Genomic DNA, 17,873 nt, shown 5'->3' with positions numbered 1-17,873 from the left:
CTCGCCATTAAGTGACGAGTTTAAGAAATTGTATTAATTGACGCACGGGCTAGTCCCGCCGTAATTGTTGGTGCATCGTGAACAGGTAGCTGATACCGAGCATGATTGCTAACCAGAGCAGGCCAAATAGCGCCCATGAACCTTGCCAGTTGAAAATATTGGCTAAAGTGTTCAGGGTTGCCTCGCTTGGATGCCACAGGTTGATCATCAAACGAATGATTTGGATCAAGACCAAGATGAAAATGGTTGGTAGGGCAATTGCCACAATGATTTTCCATTTACGTGGTAGCAGGCCAAAGCCACTACCGATTGCATAGGAAAAAGTAATCCCGTCGAGCATTAATAACAACATACCGGTAATGGTTAGCCAATCTTGGTGCTGGAATCCGACACTGATTAACCAGATAATAAAAGTGATTAGAGTAATCGTAACAATTCCCAGCAGGTCACTCAGCCAAATCTGCCAACGGGTTTGACCATTTTGAATGCCGAGTTTGAATTCACGATAGGGGACCATTAAGTAGAAGAGCCCATAGATTCCAAAGGCAATGGCGATAAATTGTCCACTGAAAGCATCGATGAAATCATTAATATTGAGGTCGATATGGCTTCCTGCAAAAATTAGGCTCAATAGTTGCAAGCCAAAAACTGTGGCGAGGGCGATTCCGAAAACGATGAAGTAAGAGCGCATTGATTGTCGATAGACCATTGGTAATTTTTTCATTTTAATTCTCCTCCCCATTTGTTAAAGCCATAAAGGCTTTTTGTAAATCAATGTGTTCAATTTTAACCCGATCAGGGATCACTTTTGTTTCATCAAGTGGTTGAACAACGTAGACGGTTTTAATATTGCCGATCGTTTGGTGATCGAGGACCTTTAGTTCCGTTGTGTATTCATCGACTAACTCTGCTGGTCCACTGATGGCGTATGCATTCGCTAGTAAGTCATCGACGTTCTCGTTACAGATGAACTGATGATCATCAAGAATCCAGACGTGCTCAACCAGTGGCTGAACTTCGCTAATGAGGTGGGTTGATAAGACAAATGTCCGTGGCCGTTCTTCGTAGGTCTTCAATAATTCACGATAGAATAGTTCCCGGTGTCCGGCATCTAACCCGAGCGTCGGCTCATCCAGAAAAATGAAATCTGCGTTGACACAGAGCGCGGTAATTAACTTAGCGATTGTAGTCAACCCAGTTGAAAGATTACTAAGGTGTGCTTTTTCTTGGACTCCAAACGCTTTCGTAAGGCGATGCGCTAGTGCAAAGTTGAATTGACCATAACCATCATCAGCAAGGCGGAACATATCGCTAACCCGGGTGCGTTTTGGGTACATGTTTGTTTCACTCATTAAGTAAAGTTGTTGAAGCGCAACCGAATTATTGTTAATCGAAGCATTATCAAGCAAGACTTCACCATCGGTAGGGAAGTTGCGGTTATTAATGATGTTGAGTAAGGTACTTTTTCCCGCACCGTTACGGCCAAGTAATCCATAGATTTTGTTCGCTTCGATTGTAAAATCCAGATTATCCAGGATGGTGTGTCTCCCAAAGCGTTTCGTAAGTTGATTAATTTTGAGTGTTGCCATTTTGATACCCCCGTTGAATAAGTGTTAGTAGGTGATCTTCGGTAATCCCTAGCTTGGTCACTTCTTGAATCAGACTTGCAATATAGTTTTGATAAAAGCCTTCTTTACGTTTTTCCATGATTTTCTCCTGTGCACCAGTGGTCACGAACATGCCGCGACCACGACGCTTTTCTAATAACTGCTGATCAACTAGCGTGTTCATTCCTTTCAGCACGGTTGCTGGATTGATATGTAACTCTTGTGATAACTGCGTGGTGGAAGGAACTTGGTCGCCTTCTGGAAAGAGTCCAGAGAAGATCATTTCTTCCATCTGGTCAGCTAATTGCTGATAGATTGGCGAAGACTGGTCAAATTCAAAGTGCATTTCAGATCATCCCTCCTTAGTTGGTTAGTTACTTTTGTAATTAACTATATAACCAAACAACAAAAATAGCAAGAAAAAATGCCCCACTATTTCGAGTGAGGCACTAAAACTTGTTATTCTAAAGATTCGGGTCCATCTTAAAGGTTAATTTTGATAATTCAGTCCCCTTTGTGATTAACTTGAAGATTAGTTCACGGGTTTTCTGGTTGCAATATTGGGCGATTTCATGGTTTTGTTGGGTGAGGAAGTTTGTTAATTCATCTGCGGACTTTTGAGTACTTGCGAGATCGACCTCATGAATCTTTTGCCGTGTCCAAGAGTGCATTTCCTTAATGAAAGCAAAGTCGTCTTCCGCAAATTCTGTCAGGTGGGCTTCGACGATTTCTGCTAGTGCTTCATCCAACCAGAAGGCGTGGTCAAAGTCCATGGTTTGCGGAACGTTCTTGTAACTTTCATCCGTATCATTAGCATTCGCAAAGAATGGCACATACGCTGAGAAGGTTGGAATACCAAAAGCAATCCATTGAATAGCTTGGGTACCAGTAGCATGGGGCCGAACTTGAAGGATATGTGACTGAGCAGTCCGAGATAGTGAAATGGATCGGTAACGACGTCGATCGACCGGATCGCCTTCCCCAATTGGATCGTACTTGGTTTCATTAAAGTGTGATCCTAAGACATGTTGAATATCTTCAACCGCGATCTTTCGTTCTGCTTTCCGGATGAATGGCATGTCCATATCTTCAGGTTGTTGATGGGCAGCGGCCTGGGGACTGAGGTAACGTTGAGCATACCAAAGTCGAGGCGTATTATAATGCCGATCTTTACGGGTGCGTGTCCCAAAAATGTGTCGGAAATTCCATTCATCATGATCAGGATTAAGGTTATGTTCAGTCACAAATTCACGAATGCCACTGGCCCACATATAGTTATCTGGGTCATTAAAATCAATTTGTTCAATCATGACCTGGTTTGGAGCGACTGCATAACAATCATCAGGAATCCGTACCGCTACCCATTGGTGACCGGTAACGATTTCCATATACCAGACTTCGTTTTGGTCGATAAATTGAACCCCATTCCCTTCGGCAGAACCATAGGTTGCGACCAATTTACCGAGGTATTCAACTCCTTCACGGGCGGAGTGAATGTAGGGAAGGACTAACGTAGTCATGGAATCTTCGGCGAGTCCATTTTTAATATATGGATCATAAGCCAGAACGCGACCATTAGCGTAGACACTTTCGGTGGCACTTTCACCAACGTTATCTTCATTAAAACCATCTTCCTCGTTCGGACCCATACTTTGATCTAGATGAGGAGTCGCACTGTACCGCATTGCATTTTGAGGGAGGGGCACAGTCAATTTGTTATAAGGGGAAACGTAGGTCTCATGACGCCCGGATACAGCAGGGCGAATGAGAAATTGTTTGGGTTCAACCGCTTTGACCCGATCTTCGTTTCGAGCAATAAATGTGGAACCATCAATGGAAGCCTTCTTGCCAACCATGATGGACGTACATGCTGAGTTTCGCATCATATCAACCTCCTTAATGACAGTATATCCCGTTTAGTGGAATTGATGTTGTGGTTTTGAGAAATAAATGCTTAAATATACTAAAATGAAAGGGGAAAGGAGCGATCCAATGGCCTATTTTCAAGGATTATTAATTGGCTTAGCGTTTGTGGCACCAATTGGGATGCAAAATATTTATGTGTTCAATAATGGGCTATCGTATCGATTATCACGGGCACTATTGTATACGTTTTTTGTCTGGCTATTTGATGCATTATTCTGTTTTGCGGCCTTTTATGGAATTGGTGCTTTGATTAGTCATAACCAATTGATCAAAGTGGGTGTAATGCTGTTGGGTGGCGCATTGACGGTCTATATTGGCTATAATATCATTCGTTCCGCTAACCAACGGGCACTAACGAGTGATGATCATCAGATTACCTTGCGGCAAGCAATTATGACGGCCGTTGTGGTTAGTTGGGCGAACCCACAAGCATTAATTGATGGAACAATGATGTTGGGTGCTAGTCGGGGGACGTTAACGACCGCGGAGAGTATTTTCTTTATTATTGGGGTTATTACATCGTCATTCGTTTGGGATCTTGGGATGACGAGTGCGTTTAATCTCTTACGTCATCGGATGCCGGCTAAGCTCTTGGTTGGCATTAATTTAGTGAGTGGCATCATCGTTTTTGGCTATGGTGGTTTTTTAATCATAAATGGTCTTGGACAAATCTTATAAAGTTTCACGTGAAACACAAAAACCGGTCTCATCACGAGACCGGTTTTGTTGTTATCAAGTAAAGCGAATATTATTTAGCGCGGGAGTAAGAAGCAATGTCAGCAAGTAATTCATCCATAAAGTCTTGCTTGCTCATGCTATTTTGTTCCTTTTCACCGTATTTCCGAACAGAAACGGAACCGTTAGCCATTTCATCGTCACCAACAACCAAGGTGTACGGAACCTTTTGCGTTTGGGCTTCCCGAATCTTGTAGCCCATCTTTTCGTTCCGGTGGTCAACGTTAACCCGAATCTTAGCAGCGCGTAATTCAGCACCAAGTTGGTCGGCGTAATCACCATGCTTGTCGTCTGAAACTGGGATAATGTGGACTTGTTCAGGAGCTAACCAAGTAGGGAAGGCACCCTTGTAGATTTCAGTCAGGTAGGCAACGAACCGTTCCATAGTTCCAACTACCCCACGGTGAATCATAACTGGCATGTGTTCTTGACCATCTTTACCGACATAAGTCAGGCCAAACCGTTCTGGGAGCATGAAGTCCAATTGGATTGTGGACATCGTTTCGTCGTTACCAAGGGCCGTCTTAGTTTGGATATCCAGCTTTGGACCGTAGAATGCAGCTTCACCTTCGGCTTCGTAGTAGTCGAGGTTTAAGTCATCCATGGCTTGCTTCAGCATGGATTGGGACTTTTCCCACATCTCATCGTTAGCATAATACTTCTTGACGTTCTTTGGATCACGTAATGAAAGTCGGAAGCTGTAATCAGTAATGTCAAAGTCTTTGTAAACACTCATGATTAGCTTCAAGATCTTGGCGAATTCTGAACGAATTTGATCAAGAGCGACGAAGGTGTGACCGTCATTCAACGTCATTTCCCGTACCCGTTGTAAACCAGAAAGGGCACCAGACTTTTCGTAACGGTGCATCATTCCTAATTCGGCAATCCGCAATGGTAAGTCACGGTATGAACGAAGGTGATGCTTGTAAACTTGGATGTGACTTGGGCAGTTCATCGGCCGTAATTCAAGCATTTCACCGTCACCCATGTCCATTGGTGGGAACATGTCATCACGGTAGTGTTCCCAGTGACCAGAAGTTTTGTAGGCATCCAGGTTCATTAATACTGGGGTGTAAACATGTTCGTAACCGTCCGCAACTTCACGATCGATGATGTAACGTTCGATTGTCCGCCGAATTGCAGCACCTTTTGGCATCCAGTATGGCAAACCAGCACCAACTTTTGGATCAACGAAGAAGAGATCCAATTGATTACCAATTACTCGGTGGTCACGTTCCTTAGCTTCTTGACGCTTCTTGAGATCTTCGGCCAGGTCATCCTTCTTATAGAAAGCCGTCCCGTAAATTCGTTGAAGCATTGGGTTAGATGACATGCCCTTCCAGTATGCACCAGCAACGGAAAGCAACTTGAAGTTTTTAACCACGTCACCGTAAACCAGAATCGGTGCTTCGGCAACAGCGTAGGCGTTGCCAAGCTTGTACATTGCGACCTTACCATCTTTAGCATGGTCGTTGATTAGTTCGGTTGAGAACTTGTCATCCTTAACGTCAGCAAGGGCGTCGTTGACGTCACGTTCAACGAATTCCACCTTAGCGTCATTCTTAGCCAGCTTCTTAATGTCAGCTTCTAAGCCTTCGAGTTCATCTGCGGAAACTTGTTGGTCGTCCTTGTCAGAGTCAACCCAAAATTGATCATCTTCAGCCACGGCATCACCTAAACGAATGCCGTTATATTTATCAGCCAACACTGCCTTTAACATCAAAGCAGCCATTTGACGAAGGGCTGCAGCACTTTCTGCTGAGTCCTTATCAATTTTATTAACTTCACCGTTTGGTGACATTACTGCAACTTGTGCCATCTAAATCTCTCCTTTGTGAAAAAAACGTCCCTAGGACCGAATTAACGATCCTAGGGACGTTGGTTAACATAATCAGCGTGGTTCCACCCATCTTCAGAATATTTAATAATATTCTCTCAAAGGTGTGGTAACGGACACGACCCGCTCCTCCTTATTTCGGAGGGAAATTATAAAGGTGGTACCGTCATTACCACCACTAATGATTCTTCCACTAACGAATCACTCTCTGGATAGGGAGGCAATAAGGCTTGTCCTTTAATTACTGCTGATTATATGCGGGTCAAAATTTAGTGTCAAGACTAAAATGAAAATTTTCTAATATTTATTATTGGTTTTGGGTAGTAGTTTGCTGGCCACTGTTTTGTTGAGTACTAGATTGTTGCCCATTACTTTGGTTACCACTAGTTTGCTGACTATTTTGTTGTTGATTTGTATTTGATTGCTGGTTGTCATTCGTGTTTTGCGAAGCACTATTTTGGTTTGTCTGGTTATTGCCACCGGTTGTCGTGGTGGTATTTGAGCGTGGCGTTTGAATCTCATAAGTGGCTTGGTTATCGTCATCGTCAACCGATGAAGTGCGGTGCCGACGGTGATGCCGCTTGTGGTAAGAACTCGATGAACTTGATGATGAAACCGTGGTATCGGTGTCGTTGTTAACCGGGTTTTGCTGCCGGATCGCAAAGATGATAATCATAATTGCCAAAATTCCTAATAGAATGCCAAGGACAATCTTGTAAATTCGTCCGTTCTTTTTACCACGTGGCTTTTTGGGCCGTTTTGGTTGACCAGCTTTTTTTAGGCTAGACCGGCTAGTCCGATTAGCGTTACCTTCAGTCTGAGTGCTACTGATTGGACCAGTAGCGGCAGTTTGCTTCCCTTTGCGGCTAAATAAACTCCGTTTTGGTTTTTTCCGACTTTTCGGGGTGTCGTATAATTCAACGCGACTTAAATGTTTTTCTTGGTCGTGATTGTTATTATTATCCAATTCTCTCACCTCAATTTGGTTCGGCGAATGCCGTTACCAAGAATTCTTTCTGACATTATACCATTTAACCGCGTGACGATAACCAACTCCGACAGATTGTTAATAAAATGATAAAAACGATAACGAAAATGAATCGTTACCGTTTCTCCCATAATTTTAAAGCTTACCCACTAAATCCAAACCGGGTTTCAAAGTCTCATCACCAGGATGCCAGTTGACTGGACATACCTGGTCACCGTGCTGACGAACAAATTGTGCCGCTTGGAGAGTCCGTAAAATTTCATCGGCACTCCGACCGATTCCAATATTGTTAATCGTAGCAGATTGGACTTTACCATCAGGATCAACAATAAAGACACCTCGGTAAGCCTGGCCGCTTTCTTCGTCAAGGACGTCAAACATGCGGGCAAGCTTTCCAGCAGGATCTGCCAACATGTGATATTTGATTTGGGCAATTTTTGGTGAGGCATCTGCCCACGCTTTATGGACAAACTCGGTATCTTCAGAAATTGAATAGATTTCAGCATTAGCATTCTTAAAGTCGTCATAATGAGCTTGTAAAGCCTCTAATTCGGTTGGACAAACAAAGGAGAAGTCGGCAGGGTAGAAGAAGAAAATACTCCATTTACCTAAAACATCATCCTTTGCTACGGTGGTTAATTCACCATTGTAATAAGCATTAACTTTAAAATCATCAATTTCTTGGTTGACTAAATTCATTGATACCCGCTCCTTAAATTAGAATAGTTCTTATCTACATCTTTATTATAATCATTCTAAACCAATAATCAACTCTAATTCAGAATTGAAGTAATTTACTGATATTATTGACCAGAATAGAAATTTTCTAAAATAAAAAAGTCATGGCAAAAACCATGACTTTTTTAATTAATTTTCTTCTGCTGGCTTAGTTTCCCAAGTGTGCTTCTTATGTTCTGCAGCAAAGCGTCGGTCACCAATGACCATTTCAACACAAGTCCAAATCAGCAGGGCAAGGATAATAACAATCGTAATCCATGCCAATGTATCTGAGGTCGCTTTGTTCCAAATTCCAAAACCTTCATAAGTTTGTGGAAGGTTGTAAAGGTTTAAGAATGTTAATGCTAAGACAGAAATCCATCCCAAGATCCGAGTAATTACATGGTTTCGGAATTCACCCATTTCTGTTTCACTATTGGTCATTAATAATAGTGGCAGCATTGAGAATGGTAGGGCAAATGCCAAAAAGACTTGTGAGTTTTCCATCAGCAGGTTTAAGGCCGTGTGTTGTTGATTTTCTGATTCCCGAGCGGTTAAGGCGACACAGACCAAGACCGGGATAACGGAAATCAAACGGGTAATTAACCGTCGTGCCCATAATGGCATCTTCATGTGGACGAATCCTTCCATAATAACTTGACCAGTTAAGGTCCCAGTAATGGTGGAGTTTTGACCAGAAGCTAATAGGGCGACCGCAAATAGAGTTGAAAGAATTCCAGATTTGGCAACACCAATTAAAATTGGGTTACTTAACATGGAAGTATTGTTCAGAGCATCGTATAGGCCAAAGAATGAACTGTCTTCAACAGCACCACTCTTGAATACCGCAACCCCCATGATCAATAGCAAGGCATTAACAACAAAAGCCAAGCTTAATTGAATGTTGGAATCCCACATTGAGAACCGGACCGTTTGACGAATGTCATCAACATTTGTGTGGTCCAGCTTTCGAGTTTGTGAAATTGCGGAGTGAAGATATAGGTTATGTGGCATAACCGTAGCCCCAATAATCCCAAGCGAACCAGTTAATGGTGAAATCCCACCAACAATTGGTCCCTTGGCAATCGCCTTTTCAGAAGGAATCAATCCCATGAAGACGCTGCCCCAAACTGGTTTAGAAAGGGCCACTTCATAGGCGAAGACAAAGAGAATTACCAAAATTAAACAAGCAACAATCGCTTCGATTTTTCGGAAGCCGATCTTGGTTAACAGTAACAGGACTAAAACGTCAAGAACCGTAATGAAGACCGCTGGGACTAATGGAATGTGGAATAACAAGTTCAATGCAATTGCCGCCCCAATAACTTCCGCAATATCAGTTGCCATAATGGCAAACTCAGTCATGATCCAGAGGATAACTCCTAAGGCCTTCCCTGTACGAGCCCGAATGGCCTGCGCGAGGTCCATTTGACTTACGATACCAAGTTTAGCCGCCATGTTTTGCAGTAACATCGCAATCAAACTTGAAATCAGGATGGTCGTCATTAATGTATATTGGAAGCTTTGACCACCGGTAATAGATGTTGACCAGTTACCAGGATCCATATAACCAACGGCAACTAGTGCGCCGGGTCCTGAGTAGGCGAATAAGGTCCGCCAAAAGCCTTTGCCATGAGGAACTTCAACGGTACCATTGATTTCCTCAAGAGATTTACCGTTCGCATATTCAATCAGTTTATGTTTACGGTGTTGATTTTTTGTGTTTGCCACGCCAAATCCTCCCTTTCTTTCGTATGCTAATAAGGTATGTCCACATTAAATATTAATATATTTGAACACCTTTGTTAGGTTAGCATAAAAAATAAAGTAACGCAATGGGAAATGCCGATTTTTAGGCAATATCACCGGGCTTTTTCAGAATTTTTGCTGCCACTTACCAAGCTTAATTCGGAATCATAGTTTTTGATTGGAATTATTTAGGAGAAGTTATGATAATCGTTTGACAATTGAGACCGTTTTTTCGTATACTGACGGAGTAAATTAAACTATTCACAAGAGAGGTATTACTAATGAAGGCATTAGTTTTAGAAGGTAAGAAAGAACTTAAGGTTGAAGACTACGAAGTTCCTGAAATTAAGCCAGATGAAGTGTTGGTTCACACTGCCTATGCAGGTATTTGTGGGACTGATAAGGCCCTTTATGCTGGATTACCTGGTTCAGCATCAGCTGTTCCACCAATCGTTTTAGGTCATGAAAACTCAGGGGTGGTTACTAAGGTTGGTGCAGCCGTTACGAACGTTAAACCAGGTGACCGGGTAACTGTTGACCCTAACATTTACTGTGGTCAATGTGAATACTGCCGGGCCCAACGTCCAGAATTATGTGAACACTTGGATGCAGTTGGGGTTACTCGTGATGGTGGTTTTGAAGAATACTTCACTGCTCCAGCCAAGGTTGTTTACCCAATTCCTGATGATGTTTCATTAAAGGCTGCAGCCGTTGTTGAACCAATTTCTTGTGCAATGCACGGGGTTGACTTATTGGAAACTCACCCATACCAAAAGGCATTGGTATTAGGTGATGGCTTTGAAGGTCAATTGTTTGCCCAAATTTTGAAGGCGCGTGGTATTCACGAAGTTACTTTAGCTGGTCGTTCTGATGACAAATTAGCTAACAACCGTGAACACTTTGGTGTAAAGACCATCAATACTACTAAGGAAGAAATTCCTGCAGACAGCTTTGACATTGTTGTTGAAGCAGTTGGTTTACCAGCTACTCAAGAACAAGCATTAGACGCCGCAGCCAAGGGTGCACAAGTTCTGATGTTTGGTGTTGGAAACCCAGATGATAAGTTCTCAGTAAACACTTACGACGTCTTCAAGAAGCAATTGACTATTCAAGGGGCATTTATTAACCCATACACTTTTGAAGACTCAATTGCCTTATTGGCATCTGGAACGGTTGATCCACTGCCACTCTTCTCTCACGAATTAGATTTAAATGGTGTGGAAGACTTTGTTAGTGGTAAGCTGGGTAAGGTTTCTAAGGCCATCGTTAAGGTTGGCGGCGAAGAAGCCTAACTTCCATTTAGATTCCATTAGTAGAAAAATAAGACCGGGTGTGAAGCTCGGCCTTATTTTTTTACCCAAATTGACACGGTGTCACTAGGCTGGTATGATTAATCTAAATTAAATGGTGACACAGTGTCACTAATTTTGCTTGAGGAGAAACTTATGCCAACAGAAACTTTTCAGCATCTTTCTAGCCAGAAAAAACAGAACATCAAAGCGGCTTTATTAAAGGAGCTTAGTGCTCATCCATTAGCAACCGCACAAGTAGCTCGTATTGTAAAAACGGCTGGCGTTGCTCGGGGGACCTTTTATAAGTACTTTACGGATTTAGTTGATGCTCATCAGTGGTTATTAATGACCGTAATTAAGGATTTAGATTTGCATCCGGAAAGGTTGGTTCAGCAAATTGGGGATGCGCATGATTACCAAACTACGATCGAAACACTAATGAAGCAGATCCAGCAGAGTGACTATGCGGCGTTTTTAAAGAATTATTATGAATCAAACGAGGGTTTTTTAGCAGCTCAGGGTGTTAAATATCGACAGCTGAATGCGCAACAGTGGGCAATCATGGTGCTATGTCACCAAACGATTCAGGAATGTTTGATGAATCCAGGGGATCAGCTTGCAATTATCCAACGGCTCGGAGCAGCGTTGGTGGGGATCATAGGAGGATAGCGATGTTTTTAGCAATTCGTGAAATTAAGCATAATAAACTCCACTACGGTTTGATTATTGGAATGGTAGCGTTAATTGGCTATCTCATGTTTATGTTAACGGGATTAATGCTCGGACTAGCTAATCAAAATACGGCGGCGATCCGTGCCTGGGACACTAAGACGGTTTATTTAAATAAGGATGCTAATGATAATCTCAGTCAATCAATACTTACTAAACAGCAAACCAGAAAATTAAGTGACCATGAAGCGTTGGTTGGCACGGTGCCAGTTGTCTTAAAAAAGGCTACTACGCACCATCAAGATAAACAATCAATTCAATTTATGGGAATTTCTAAGGAACAGTACCTGTATCGCCATAAGTTACAATTGACGACTGGTCATAAGCCGACTAAGGAAAACGAAATTGTTCTTGATACCTCGCTGCGTGATAAAGGATACCGAGTTGGTAATCAAGTTAAACTGGCTGACCAGTCTCGTTCCTATCGGATAGTTGGTTTTGTAAAAAATGCTAAATTAAATATTGCACCATTAGCCATTGGTTCATTGTCAACTTGGCAAGAATTAAAGGGAATGGGAAATCAGTTTGTGGCAAGCGGAATCTTTGCTGATCGAGCATTAACGGTCCACCATCATTCACAGCTGAAAAAATATACGGCCAATCAGTTTATTCAAAAATTGCCAGGTTATGCAGCTCAAAACACTACATTCCTATTTATGATTGGTTTTTTGATGGTGATTTCATTAATTGTGATTGCTGTCTTCCTTTATATTTTGACCATGCAGAAGTTACCAGAATATGCTGTTTTAAGAGCCCAAGGGATTCCGGTTTCGACGCTCATTCGGGCGACCTTTGCTGAAGCGACGTTACTGATGATCGCTGGTGTCTTAATTGGTTTATTTCTGACCTCGGGGACCGCATTAGTTATCCCATCAGCAGTGCCACTACTCATTAATTGGCCATTAACCTTGCTGATTGGTTTGAGCTTAATTGTTTTAGGAACGATTGGTGCACTATTACCAGTGCGCATTATCACCAAGATCGATCCATTAGATGCAATTTAGGAGGATAGATGATGGCAACAATTGAACTAAAAAATGTTAATCGGACTTTTGACACGGGAATTGGGCAAGTCCAAGCGTTATCTGCCATTAATTTTCAAGCCAAAGCTGGCGAACTAACCCTGATCTTAGGTCCGTCTGGTTCGGGAAAGAGTACCTTCCTGACAATTGCTGGTGGATTGATAAAACCTAGTTCAGGGCAAGTGTTAATTGATGGTCAAGATATTCAGAATATGAATAATCGCGAACTTGAACGCCTGCGCTTAAATAAAATTGGCTTTATTCTGCAGTCCTATAATCTGCTCCCTTATCTAACGGTTGCGGAACAATTTCAGTTAGTTGATCGGGTCAAGCCAAATGGTAATCTCAATCAAGAAGAATTAGATCAGCTAATGCGTGAGCTCGATATTTTCCAGTTAAAGAATCAATATCCGGATCAACTATCGGGTGGCCAGAATCAACGGGTAGCGATAGCGAGATCATTGTATACTAATCCGTCGCTAGTGTTGGCGGATGAACCAACCGCAGCCTTAGATAGTGAACGTGGTGCGGCGGTTGGTCAAGAATTTCAACGGCTCGCCAGGCAGAAAAATAAAACGGTGATCGTGGTCACTCATGACCTACGCTTACGTAAATATGCCGATCGCATTTTTGAAATTAATGATGGTAAAATAAAGCAAACCAAGTAGGGACGACATGAAAGGTGAGGTGCGTACATGGCGTTTTTAGAATTAAACGACATTTTTAAATCATATTTCCTGGGAAATAATGAATTTCCCGTGCTCAAAGGAATCAGTCTTTCCTTTGAAAAGGGCGAGTTTGTGTCTATTTTAGGAGAGTCTGGTGGTGGAAAATCAACTTTAATGAACATTGTTGGTGGCCTTGATCGTGAATTTAAGGGTCAAGTAAAAGTGAATGGTGAGTTGCTTGATCATCGTAACGAAAAGCAGTTAGATGAGTATCGACGCTCAACAATTGGACATATTTATCAATCATATAATTTGATCCCTCATTTAACGGTTTTGGATAATGTGTTAGTTTCATTAGATATGACCACTCTTTCGTCAGCTGAGAAAAAGCAACGGGCAGAAGAGTTGCTAACTAAGGTTGGGCTAACTGATCAAATCCATAAATATCCCAAGCATCTTTCCGGGGGCCAAAAGCAGCGGGTCGCCATTGCCCGGGCGTTAGCTAGTGACCCCCAGATCATTATTGCCGATGAACCAACCGGGGCATTAGATTCTAAGAACACTCAGGAAGTACTAGCGCTAATGGATGAGATTGCTAAGGATGGCAAACTAGTAATTGCAGTAACGCACTCATCTGAAGTGGCTAATCATGGGACGCGGATTGTTCATATGGCGGATGGTAAAATTGACCAGGATGAGCGATTAAAGTCTGCTTACCAGATTCCGGATGATCCGACCCATATTCAAACGCAGAAACTGCCTGCTCATGCTAGTTATGAGTTTTCGTTTAAGCATTTAATGTATAATTTTTGGCGTAACTCCCTCATTATGGTTGGGGTAGCCATTGGTTTATTTGCGGTTATGATTTTCAGTGGTCTTGGTAACGGGGTTAATCGGTATATCCAACAACAAATTAACTCAGTGGCCAATCCGCGGGTTATTCAAGTGTTGAAAAATACAACTGGCCGGAAAATGAATCAGCAGGAACTAATGGGAACCTTCCAAAATATGGCCGGTGATCCCCAGGCAGGGATGATTGACGAAGGTCAGATTAAGCGGCTGAATAAGTTATCTGGTGTCCAAAAGGTTGAAAAGGGATATACGTTACCGACGTACCGTTTGGAAGTGGCGAAAACTGGCAAGGTGCAAAGTGGAACAGCGCTGAGCACCTGGAATGCTAATGATAAGGCTGATTCAATTAAGCATGGTCATGAACCACACCGGGGCGAAATGGTCATTGGTAAGCAGGAAGCTGCCCAAATGATGGGCGCAAAACGCTATCGGAAAATTGTTGGTAAAAAATTGAATTTAACATTTAATTGGATTAACCAGCAGGGACAACCGGTCGCGGTGCAAGTGCCGGTAAAGGTCGTGGGGTTGGTAGATAGTGCTACTGCAGGTGGCTCCGCGATTAATTACGAAACGGTTTATCAAGCATTGAAGGACAAAAATGCCGATACACGGCCTAACTTCCTGGCGGTCAAAGTAGCTAGCCTAGATCAAGTCCAGACAGTTGCTGATCGGATTGATGCACTCCGTTCACAAAAACGCCGTGTTTTTGGTACCATTACTGTCGGTTCAATGTTGAAACGGATTAATAGCTACGTTAAGTTAGCTTCCAGTATTTTGGCAGGCGTTGCTGCAATTTCACTATTAGTCTCTGCATTGATGATTATCGTGACGATGTACATGTCGGTATCAGAGCGGACTAAGGAAATCGGCATTTTACGTGCCCTTGGGGAACGAAAGGTTGATATTCGCAGCCTATTTACTTCCGAATCTATCTTAATTGGTCTTTTTGCAGCAGTGCTCGCTCTCGTGATTACTTTGTTAGTAACGTGGGGAATTAATAGTGCCTTTTATGGATTGATTAAGTTCAATATCGTTCAACTAACGTTTGGAAACGTGATTTTCGCATTTCTTGCGGCGTTAATCATTTCTTTCCTCGCAGCACTATTGCCTGCTCGGCGAGCGGCCAAATTGAATCCAATTGAAGCGCTCGCTGCTGAATAAGAAAAAGCCTTGAATTAAAAAATTCAAGGCTTTTTAAATTGCGGATGATAGTAAATAATGGTAGAATTATTAGAATTAAATAAGATTTCTATCACAAATCACGTTTGGAAGCCGATGCTTCCGTGAAATATACAGGGGAGAGATGTGTATGAGTATTTGGAAGAGAATGACGATGAAGGAAGATCCGAGTACCTATGAAATTAAGGATGCTCACCTTGCCCGAACACTGCGGGTTCGCGATTTTCTAGGACTTGGAGTGGGAACAATTGTATCTGCTTCGATTTTTACACTACCAGGCGAAGTGGCGGCCCAACATGCAGGACCAGCGGTGATTATCTCATTTATTCTGGCTGCGGTGGTGGCTGGTTTGGTGGCCTTTGCATATGCTGAAATGTCAGCGGCCATGCCATTTGCTGGTTCCGCCTATTCATGGATTAACGTTATCTTTGGTGAATTTTTTGGTTGGATCGCCGGCTGGGCACTACTAGCTGAATACTTTATTGCGTTGGCCTTCGTTGGTTCTGGACTTTCCGCCAACTTCCGGGCTCTGATTGCCCAATTTGGTGTGAAACTACCAAATAGCTTATCAAACACCTTTGGTAATAATGGCGGGATTGTCGACTTAGTTTCGGTCATTGTTATTATCGCGGTTGCTCTCTTGATTGCGCAGGGGGTATCAGGAGCAGCGCGAGTTGAAAATCTGCTGGTTATTCTCAAGGTGTTTGCCATTCTGCTGTTCGTAGTTGTTGGGGCGTTTGCAGTGCAAAAAGCTAACTTTGTTCCATTTGTTCCTAAATATCGTATGACGACCAATGGAGCATTTGGTGGTTGGCAAGGAATCTATGCTGGGGTTTCGATGATTTTCCTGTCATATATTGGATTTGATTCGATTGCTGCTAACTCAGCTGAAGCAGTTAACCCTCAAAAAACGATGCCACGGGGAATTCTTGGTTCGCTGTTGATTGCTGTGGTGCTCTTTGTAGCGGTTAGTGTCGTTCTGATTGGTGTAATGCCATATGCTAAGTACGCAAATTCAGCTGAACCAGTTGGTATGGCCCTGCGTGCGATTAATCATCCAATGGTTGCAGTCGTTGTTCAAACCATTGCTGTGGTAGGGATGTTTACGGCTTTAATTGGGATGACACTTGCTGGGTCACGACTGATTTATTCCTTTGGTCGAGACGGGATGTTACCAAAATGGCTTGGTAAATTAGATGCCAAGAATCGTCCTAACCATGCTTTACTTGTCTTAACTTGTGGTGCGGTTTTGATTGGTGCTTTCTTACCATTTGCTTTCCTTTCACAACTGATTTCCGCCGGGACTTTGATTTCCTTCATGTTTGTTTGCTTGGGAATTTACGCTTTGCGGCAACGGGAAGGAAAAGACATTAAAGATCCTGATTTTAAGATGCCATTTTATCCTGTGATGCCATTTCTTGGATTCTTGGCAGCATTGATGGTCTTTCTCGGACTAAGTGGCGATGCCAAACTTTATGCAGGTTTCTGGTTCTTAGCGGGATTGGTAATTTACTTTGTTTATGGAATTAACCATTCCACTTTGAGTAAGCAAAAGCAAAAATAACTAATTTAATCAAAAAGAAGAGGTTCGTTTTAAATAACGGCCTCTTCTTTTTTTGGATAAAATGAGTTAATATAAAAATAAGCTGAATGATTATACAAAAGGAGAATGAATATCATGAATCACCGTGACCGTCGCAAATTGCTTCTAGAAATTATTAATACGCACCATGTAAATACTCAGGAACAATTATTAAAACTTTTAGAAGCGAATGGGGTTACTGCAACTCAGGCAACCGTTTCACGGGATATTCATGCATTGAATATTGTTAAAGTTAGTGATCAGCACGGCAAAACTTATTATGCACAATTACATGTCGATAATGAAGATAAGCATCAACGGTTGTATGACGCAATTCACGATAGTGTTGAATCATGTACGACAGTCCAATTTATGAACGTGATTAAGACGACCCCTAACTCTAGTTATGCAACTGTATTAGCAGGGATGTTAGACGATAGTGATTTAACAGAGATTGTTGGAACGTTAGCAGGGAATGATACGTTCATTACCATTAGTAAAACAAACGAAAGTGCGTTAGCAATTAGCCGGCTGGTGCATGAACACATGGTAGAGCACTAGAAAACTAGAAATCGTTGATGCCACCGACCGCGTCCGCAATCAGCGTCATGACGGTCGGGTTATCCAATTTATAGATAATTTGTTTACCATGACGTTCATAACTCACACAATTGTGTCGTTTCAGTAACTGCAGTTGATGAGAGACGGCTGATTGTTCCCAATTCAAGGCAGTACTGATTTGTGAAACGGTCATTGAGTGCTGAATTAACAAGTAGAGTAATTGAAGTCGCTTGGGGTGACCTAAAATTTTGAAAAGTGAACTGACTTGATTTAAGTCATCTAAATTAGAAAGTTGATAATTAATCATGTGTTGCCAACCTCTTTACTAAGTCCCAAAACAAATCGTCTATAAATAAATTATAATTCTCTTTTTATATAATTCCAAAAGAAATCGCAAAAAATGTAGAAAACGGTCGAAAAAATTTACTT

General features: G+C 42.2%; 17 protein-coding genes. 8 read left to right on the top strand and 9 right to left on the bottom strand.

From position 1 onward, the window contains the following. Positions 1–49: 49 nt before the first annotated feature. From AC1EKL_RS05455 to AC1EKL_RS05440, 4 genes are all read right to left on the bottom strand, one after another. Positions 50–724 carry a hypothetical protein gene (locus AC1EKL_RS05455; RefSeq protein ID WP_480188797.1) on the bottom strand — a complete coding sequence of 225 codons (675 nt, stop codon included), beginning with the start codon at positions 722–724 and terminating at the stop codon, positions 50–52. A 1-nt stretch (position 725) separates the two neighbouring features. Then, positions 726–1,589 (bottom strand): ATP-binding cassette domain-containing protein, encoded by an 864-nt coding sequence (locus AC1EKL_RS05450; RefSeq protein ID WP_480188796.1) that lies wholly within the window; start codon positions 1,587–1,589, stop codon positions 726–728. Then, positions 1,570–1,953 (bottom strand): GntR family transcriptional regulator, encoded by a 384-nt coding sequence (locus AC1EKL_RS05445; RefSeq protein ID WP_480188795.1) that lies wholly within the window; start codon positions 1,951–1,953, stop codon positions 1,570–1,572. The genes AC1EKL_RS05450 and AC1EKL_RS05445 overlap by 20 nt, the downstream gene beginning before the upstream one ends. Before the next feature lie 118 nt (positions 1,954–2,071). After that, entirely contained in the window at positions 2,072–3,493 is a 1,422-nt protein-coding gene (locus AC1EKL_RS05440; RefSeq protein WP_480188794.1) for a C69 family dipeptidase, read from the bottom strand. Positions 3,494–3,599: 106 nt separating this feature from the next. Between AC1EKL_RS05440 and AC1EKL_RS05435 the strand changes: the two genes are divergently transcribed. After that, entirely contained in the window at positions 3,600–4,211 is a 612-nt protein-coding gene (locus tag AC1EKL_RS05435) for a LysE/ArgO family amino acid transporter (protein ID WP_480188793.1), read from the top strand. 70 nt (positions 4,212–4,281) lie between these two features. Here the strand turns inward: AC1EKL_RS05435 and thrS are convergent, their stop codons facing one another. The 4 genes from thrS to AC1EKL_RS05415 all read right to left on the bottom strand — a co-directional run bounded on the left by thrS (position 4,282) and on the right by AC1EKL_RS05415 (position 9,541). Further along, complete coding sequence (gene thrS / locus AC1EKL_RS05430; protein ID WP_480188792.1) at positions 4,282–6,087, bottom strand: threonine--tRNA ligase; 1,806 nt, start codon at positions 6,085–6,087, stop codon at positions 4,282–4,284. A 325-nt stretch (positions 6,088–6,412) separates the two neighbouring features. Beyond that, entirely contained in the window at positions 6,413–7,072 is a 660-nt protein-coding gene (locus AC1EKL_RS05425; protein WP_480188791.1) for a hypothetical protein, read from the bottom strand. A gap of 156 nt (positions 7,073–7,228) precedes the next feature. Next, on the bottom strand, positions 7,229–7,792 hold the full coding sequence (locus tag AC1EKL_RS05420; protein WP_480188790.1) for a redoxin domain-containing protein: 564 nt from the start codon (positions 7,790–7,792) through the stop codon (positions 7,229–7,231). A gap of 168 nt (positions 7,793–7,960) precedes the next feature. Beyond that, positions 7,961–9,541 carry an Nramp family divalent metal transporter gene (locus tag AC1EKL_RS05415; RefSeq protein ID WP_480188789.1) on the bottom strand — a complete coding sequence of 527 codons (1,581 nt, stop codon included), beginning with the start codon at positions 9,539–9,541 and terminating at the stop codon, positions 7,961–7,963. A gap of 299 nt (positions 9,542–9,840) precedes the next feature. Between AC1EKL_RS05415 and AC1EKL_RS05410 the strand changes: the two genes are divergently transcribed. The 7 genes from AC1EKL_RS05410 to AC1EKL_RS05380 all read left to right on the top strand — a co-directional run bounded on the left by AC1EKL_RS05410 (position 9,841) and on the right by AC1EKL_RS05380 (position 17,444). Next, positions 9,841–10,851 (top strand): zinc-dependent alcohol dehydrogenase family protein, encoded by a 1,011-nt coding sequence (locus tag AC1EKL_RS05410; protein ID WP_480188788.1) that lies wholly within the window; start codon positions 9,841–9,843, stop codon positions 10,849–10,851. A gap of 153 nt (positions 10,852–11,004) precedes the next feature. After that, a complete protein-coding gene (locus AC1EKL_RS05405; RefSeq protein WP_480188787.1) occupies positions 11,005–11,520 on the top strand; it encodes a TetR/AcrR family transcriptional regulator in 516 nt (171 codons plus the stop codon). Positions 11,521–11,522: 2 nt separating this feature from the next. Beyond that, positions 11,523–12,584 (top strand): ABC transporter permease, encoded by a 1,062-nt coding sequence (locus AC1EKL_RS05400; RefSeq protein ID WP_480188786.1) that lies wholly within the window; start codon positions 11,523–11,525, stop codon positions 12,582–12,584. Between the two features lie 11 nt (positions 12,585–12,595). Further along, positions 12,596–13,270, top strand: a complete 675-nt coding sequence (locus tag AC1EKL_RS05395; protein WP_480188921.1) for an ABC transporter ATP-binding protein — start codon at positions 12,596–12,598, stop codon at positions 13,268–13,270. 27 nt (positions 13,271–13,297) lie between these two features. Further along, on the top strand, positions 13,298–15,283 hold the full coding sequence (locus AC1EKL_RS05390) for an ABC transporter ATP-binding protein/permease (protein WP_480190236.1): 1,986 nt from the start codon (positions 13,298–13,300) through the stop codon (positions 15,281–15,283). Between the two features lie 148 nt (positions 15,284–15,431). Next, on the top strand, positions 15,432–16,865 hold the full coding sequence (locus AC1EKL_RS05385; RefSeq protein WP_480188784.1) for an APC family permease: 1,434 nt from the start codon (positions 15,432–15,434) through the stop codon (positions 16,863–16,865). Positions 16,866–16,979: 114 nt separating this feature from the next. Continuing rightward, entirely contained in the window at positions 16,980–17,444 is a 465-nt protein-coding gene (locus AC1EKL_RS05380) for an arginine repressor (RefSeq protein ID WP_480188783.1), read from the top strand. Between the two features lie 4 nt (positions 17,445–17,448). Here AC1EKL_RS05380 and AC1EKL_RS05375 read toward each other — a convergent pair whose 3' ends face one another. Continuing rightward, positions 17,449–17,751 (bottom strand): ArsR/SmtB family transcription factor, encoded by a 303-nt coding sequence (locus tag AC1EKL_RS05375; protein WP_480172485.1) that lies wholly within the window; start codon positions 17,749–17,751, stop codon positions 17,449–17,451. Between the last annotated feature and the right edge of the window lie 122 nt (positions 17,752–17,873).

This window comes from Limosilactobacillus sp. C0001E2 (assembly GCF_056590915.1).
Note: the sequence above shows the minus strand (reverse complement) of the source record. Positions and strands in the feature narration are given on the sequence as shown.

What these genes read in the sequence shown, in the direction of transcription:
- AC1EKL_RS05445 (WP_480188795.1), bottom strand. Translation starts at nt 1,953, where the DNA reads ATGCACTTTGAATTTGACCAGTCTTCGCCAATCTATCAGCAATTAGCT.
- AC1EKL_RS05375 (WP_480172485.1), bottom strand. Translation starts at nt 17,751, where the DNA reads ATGATTAATTATCAACTTTCTAATTTAGATGACTTAAATCAAGTCAGT.
- AC1EKL_RS05420 (WP_480188790.1), bottom strand. Translation starts at nt 7,792, where the DNA reads ATGAATTTAGTCAACCAAGAAATTGATGATTTTAAAGTTAATGCTTAT.
- AC1EKL_RS05395 (WP_480188921.1), top strand. Translation starts at nt 12,596, where the DNA reads ATGGCAACAATTGAACTAAAAAATGTTAATCGGACTTTTGACACGGGA.
- AC1EKL_RS05405 (WP_480188787.1), top strand. Translation starts at nt 11,005, where the DNA reads ATGCCAACAGAAACTTTTCAGCATCTTTCTAGCCAGAAAAAACAGAAC.
- thrS (WP_480188792.1), bottom strand. Translation starts at nt 6,087, where the DNA reads ATGGCACAAGTTGCAGTAATGTCACCAAACGGTGAAGTTAATAAAATT.
- AC1EKL_RS05390 (WP_480190236.1), top strand. Translation starts at nt 13,298, where the DNA reads ATGGCGTTTTTAGAATTAAACGACATTTTTAAATCATATTTCCTGGGA.
- AC1EKL_RS05450 (WP_480188796.1), bottom strand. Translation starts at nt 1,589, where the DNA reads ATGGCAACACTCAAAATTAATCAACTTACGAAACGCTTTGGGAGACAC.
- AC1EKL_RS05435 (WP_480188793.1), top strand. Translation starts at nt 3,600, where the DNA reads ATGGCCTATTTTCAAGGATTATTAATTGGCTTAGCGTTTGTGGCACCA.
- AC1EKL_RS05440 (WP_480188794.1), bottom strand. Translation starts at nt 3,493, where the DNA reads ATGATGCGAAACTCAGCATGTACGTCCATCATGGTTGGCAAGAAGGCT.
- AC1EKL_RS05400 (WP_480188786.1), top strand. Translation starts at nt 11,523, where the DNA reads ATGTTTTTAGCAATTCGTGAAATTAAGCATAATAAACTCCACTACGGT.
- AC1EKL_RS05385 (WP_480188784.1), top strand. Translation starts at nt 15,432, where the DNA reads ATGAGTATTTGGAAGAGAATGACGATGAAGGAAGATCCGAGTACCTAT.
- AC1EKL_RS05380 (WP_480188783.1), top strand. Translation starts at nt 16,980, where the DNA reads ATGAATCACCGTGACCGTCGCAAATTGCTTCTAGAAATTATTAATACG.
- AC1EKL_RS05410 (WP_480188788.1), top strand. Translation starts at nt 9,841, where the DNA reads ATGAAGGCATTAGTTTTAGAAGGTAAGAAAGAACTTAAGGTTGAAGAC.
- AC1EKL_RS05455 (WP_480188797.1), bottom strand. Translation starts at nt 724, where the DNA reads ATGAAAAAATTACCAATGGTCTATCGACAATCAATGCGCTCTTACTTC.